The organism is Bacillus sp. JJ1127 (assembly GCF_036965845.1).
Taxonomy (GTDB): domain Bacteria; phylum Bacillota; class Bacilli; order Bacillales; family Bacillaceae_G; genus Bacillus_A.
Map to the genome: position 1 here is coordinate 1 of NZ_JBALQK010000207.1, position 5128 is coordinate 5128.

The following is a 5128-nucleotide window of genomic DNA, read 5'->3' on the forward strand; positions in this document are numbered from 1 at the left end:
TTTCTTTTTGTATTTTTATTCTCAATATGTTATATTGTAAAAGTAAATAAAATATGTTTTCTCTATATCAGAAGAATTGTTTTAATTAGAATTTTCTGATTTGTCATTATTTTATTTTCTTTTGGAATTCAAATATTACACTTGAAAACGCTTATTATCTCGTTTTCAGGGAAAAATAGGGTAACGGCTGAAGTCTTAATAGGTTATTTAAGAAATTTTCTTTCTATTTCCATATAATACTATTGACTTCTAAATATTTTGTAAATTAAAATGATTACATAAATATCCGTTATACAGGATTAGGGGGAAGCAAAATGGATGCAGCTTTAAAATTAGACAAAGCTGGAGAACAACAATCACCAAAAAAACATCCACCTGGATTATACTTGTTGTTCTTAACAGAAATGTGGGAAAGATTTAGTTACTACGGAATGCGTGGACTTTTAGTTCTTTATTTAACAACAGCTGTTGTTAGCGGCGGTCTTGGATTTGACAAGGCTTTTGCAGTACAATTATATGGAATTTTCACAGCTTTAGTATATTTCACACCGATTGCTGGTGGATGGTTAACTGATCACTTTATCCCAAGACGTCTTGCAATTACTCTTGGTGGTATTATTATGGCACTTGGTAACTTTGTTCTATTTTCAATGAATACAAAAACTGGACTCTTTTTAGGATTAGGATTATTAGTTATTGGTAATGGATTCTTCAAACCGAATATCTCTACTCTATTAGGTGAATTATACGGTGAAAATGATAAACGCCGTGATTCTGCTTTCACAATCTTTTACATGGGTATCAACGTAGGGGCTTTCTTTGCACCACTTATTTGTGGTTTCTTAGCAGAAGATTTCTTTAAAACAAGCGCTAATGGCGTTATGGTTATGGGTTATAAATATGGATTCTTAGCTGCTTGTATCGGTATGATTATCGGTCAGATTTTCTTTAACCTATTAGCTCCTCGTTACCTTGGTAAAGCAGGAACAACAGTTGTAGGTAAAAAATCAAAAGACAAAAATGCAAAAGTAATTGAGAAAAAACCTTTAACAAAACAAGAAAAGAGCCGTACTTGGGCAATCATCATTTTAACTTGCTTCGTTGTTTTCTTCTGGGCAGGTTTTGAACAAGCCGGTAGTTCTTTAACACTATATACAAACACTTTTGTTGATCGTACAATTTTCGGATGGGAAGTTCCAACATCTTGGTTCCAATCTGTTAACCCAGCATTTATCGTACTATTAGCACCATTTGTATCTATGTTATGGATGAAATTATCTAAAACAAAAAATGGTGATTTAAAAGTTCCAACAAAAATGGCACTTGGTATGATTTTACTAGGAATTGGCTATCTCGTTTTAACATTAGCTGTTCTGAAAACTGGAAGCGATGAAGCGCATATTGCTACTAAAGCAAATTTATTATTCATCGTCTTCACATATTTGTTCCATACAATTGGTGAATTATTCTTATCACCAATCGGTCTATCAATGGTAAGTGCAATTGCTCCTGTAAAATTAGCATCTCTATTAATGGGAGTATGGTTAGCAGGTTCTGGTATGGCGAACTATCTAGCTGGTGCACTGGCTGCCTACACACAATCTTTAGGCTACTTAGAAGTATTTGCAAGTATCGGTATTATCGTAATCGTACTAGGATTGATACTTCTTATGTTCTCTAAAAAAATTGCACGTATGATGGAATAACAATACCATTAAGAAAGGACCCTCACATACGAGGGTCCTTTTTATATTTATAATATTTATTTCTTTCCTCTTGCTATTAATGTTTAACACTTTGTTTTTCAGCTTGGAAGACAATATTCCCATCTACCATTGTAAAAACAACTGTAGACTCTTTAATTTCTGTCACAGGTACAGCAAATAAATTCCGATCCAATACGACTATGTCAGCTAGTTTCCCCTCTTCTATCGTCCCAAGTTCATCTTCACGAAATGAAGCATATGCAGGAGCGTATGTGTATGCTCGTAAAGCTTCAGCTAAAGAAATTCTCTCCTGTGAATTCCACACTACACCTTGATCATCTAATCTTGTTACAGCTCGATAAATCTCTGGCAGTGGATTTAATGTAACAACAGGATAATCACTTCCAAATACAAGCATAGTACCTGAATCCATTAATGTTTTCATCAAATAGTTGTGTTGCATTCTTTCTGACCCAATTAAATTTGTATATACTTCTTTACTTGTCAGATTAATATGCTCCGGCTGAATAGACGCCAGTACACCTAACTTTTGAAATCTCTCAATATCACTTGGATGAATCATTTCAACATGCTCAATTGCGTGTCTTGCATCTCTTTTACCATTTTGTCTTTGAGCCTCTTCAAAAGCATCCAACGCTAAACGTACAGCCCCATCCCCAATCGCATGAAACCTTACACGAAATCCTTCTTTATCAGCATCCACTGTCCATTTCTTTATTATTTCTGGAGGATAAGCAGTATGTCCCTTTGTCGTCTCATCGCAATATGGCTCAAGTAAATACGCAGTATAGCTTGTGGTTACGCCATCGATAAATTGTTTAAATCCACAAAATTGAACCATATTAGAGCGATACGTTTCATTTAAACTTTTCGCTAAGTTTACATCACCATTCAGAGGAGCAACAAAATGAACCCTTGTTGTTAACTTACCTTCTTTTTCAAATTCATCATATAGTTCAGCTTCTTCCACACTCATTTCAGGTATTCTCAATAAATCATGCACAGAGGTTACCCCACATTTTGCAGCTTCTCTTAAAAAGCGCTGAAGCAGTATTCTATTACGTTCTGGATTAAACTGTAATACATTTGTTGCTAACCCTACTGCATTCTCCTTTAAGATTCCTGTTGGCTCACCGTTCTTATCTTTCACAATTTCTCCATACGGTGGATTTTTTGTTCCTCTATGAATCCCTGCCATTTCTAGTGCTTTACTGTTTAACCAAGCACTATGGAACTCAGCATGATATAAAAATACCGGCCGATCTGCAATGTATTCATCTAATATATTTCGATGCGGTTCTTCTTGGCATTCCCACAAATTTTGCTCCCAGCTGCTTCCAATCACACAAGGTGCATTTTCATTTCTATCAGCATGTTCCTTTACAAGCTTTGCAACATCTCTAGCTGAACGTGCATGGATCAATTGTACTCCTTCATTGACTAAGCTTCCGAGCATCAAATGAATATGAAAATCATGAAACCCGGGTATAATAAGCTGATTTTCAAAATCATGTATAATGGTGTCAGCATCTACATAGTCTTGCATGTTTCCTTTTGGAACAAGAGCAATAATTTTATTATCCTTAATAATAATAGAAGCTGAAATAGGAGCTTCTTCTATTCCCGTAAATACTGCATTACTACTTAAAATAACATCTGCTTTTTTCGTCATCATTCTCCTCCTAAACAGATAATTCTTGTCCATCTTCTTTCTGTGATTCATCAAAATTCATTTGTGGTGGTTGAACACGGAATAATTTTGTTACATATAGCAGATAAACAACTCCAACAAGCGCCCATATTCCTCCTAGCATCATAGACATCTTATCTAAGTCACTCCATAATTTTATCGTTATACATGCACCAATTAGTGGGACTACAAAATATAAAATTGTACATTTTAAAGACCTTTGACGTCCCTTGATAAAATAATGTGCAATAACGGAAATGTTCACAAATGTAAAAGCGATTAACGCACCAAAATTAATAAAAGATGTAATTGTAACAAGGTCAGTAAATAGCGCTGCCAAAGCAAAGATACTTACTAAAACAATATTTTTGATAGGTGTTTGAAAACGTGGATGTATGTAGGAAAAGAATGTTTTCGGCAGTACTGAATCCCTTCCCATTGCATATAAAATACGTGAAACGCTGGCGTGAGAGGCTAAAGCTGAAGTGAATGCGGTTACAATCATTCCTGCAAGAAATAAAGCATTAAATAAATTTCCGCCTATCATTCTAGCGATTTCAGCAGCTGCTGTATCTAAACTTCTGAAAGATAAATAATCTGGGTGTACTAAGTGTGCAAGATAAGAAACAATAATATAGCATATGCCTGAGCAACCAATTACAAAAAATATCGCTTTCGGAATCGTTTTTGTTGGTTGAACTGTTTCTTCTGCAAAAGTTGTTAATGCATCAAATCCTAAAAAAGATAAACAAAGAACTGAAGCACCTGAAAACGCAGCGAAAATGGAAGAGTCGGGATTTACAAACGGTTTTAATGAAAATATGGTTCCCTCCCCAGTCCCCTTGAAAAGAGATATAACACATAAAACGCAAAACGAAATTAATACAATATATTGAAAACCTAAAAAAAGCATATTCATTGTAATCGTTACTTTTGTTCCTACAATATTGATTACAGTCACAATTACAATCATCGTTATAATCCATATACTAGAAGGAATAGAAGGTAGATATTCAGAGAGATACAGTGCAATAATGAGGAAGTTGATCATTGGGATAAACAAGTAATCCATTAAAATCACCCAACCAACCATGAAACCTAGTCCTGGACTCAATGATTTTTGTGTATACGTATAAGCAGATCCAGAAACTGGATAAGCTTTTGTCATTTGTCCATAACTATATGCTGTAAACAGCATTGCACATAGCGCAAGTATATAAGCTGTTGGGATTACCCCTTTTGATAAAGATTCTACAACGCCAAATGTAGTAAACACTGTTAATGGAGCCATATAAGCTAAACCTAATAATACAAGCTGAAAAAAATTCAACGAACGCTTTAACTTAATATCATTCTTCACTTTTCAACCCCCTTCCTCTTTGTAATTGGTCTATGCAAATTATGTTCCAATTTGTCACTACATAGCAAAAACACTGCTTTCCCATGCTGTAAACTGAAAAAAACAATGGTTTATTTCACAAAAAGTATACTAATTTGCATAACCTATGAATTGCTGCATACTTTTATCATTTTAACCGAGAAGGCCCCCTCCTCTAAACGAAGTGAAGGTGGGGGTAGTTCAATAGTCTACAACTATGGGATAAAGTGAAACTTCCATCACCAATCGGACTTTTACGGGCCGTTTATCATGCAAATAACGGAATAAATAAAAAACGGAAGTTAGCTCTTGAAAGCTAACTTCCGTTTTTTA

3 protein-coding genes are annotated in these 5128 nt (G+C 34.8%); 1 reads left to right on the forward strand and 2 read right to left on the reverse strand.

Translation table 11 applies throughout. The features are described 5' to 3' along the window. The first annotated feature begins 314 nt into the window (after positions 1-314). Positions 315-1706: a peptide MFS transporter gene (locus tag V7183_RS19110; protein WP_335360485.1), complete on the forward strand. Its 1392-nt coding sequence runs from the start codon at positions 315-317 to the stop codon at positions 1704-1706. Positions 1707-1782: 76 nt separating this feature from the next. Here V7183_RS19110 and V7183_RS19115 read toward each other — a convergent pair whose 3' ends face one another. Then, positions 1783-3399, reverse strand: coding sequence for an amidohydrolase (locus tag V7183_RS19115; protein WP_335360486.1), 1617 nt, complete (start codon positions 3397-3399; stop codon positions 1783-1785). A gap of 10 nt (positions 3400-3409) precedes the next feature. Next, positions 3410-4777, reverse strand: coding sequence for an APC family permease (locus V7183_RS19120; RefSeq protein ID WP_335360487.1), 1368 nt, complete (start codon positions 4775-4777; stop codon positions 3410-3412). Positions 4778-5128 lie beyond the last annotated feature (351 nt).

What these genes read in the sequence shown, in the direction of transcription:
- V7183_RS19115 (WP_335360486.1), bottom strand. Translation starts at nt 3,399, where the DNA reads ATGACGAAAAAAGCAGATGTTATTTTAAGTAGTAATGCAGTATTTACG.
- V7183_RS19110 (WP_335360485.1), top strand. Translation starts at nt 315, where the DNA reads ATGGATGCAGCTTTAAAATTAGACAAAGCTGGAGAACAACAATCACCA.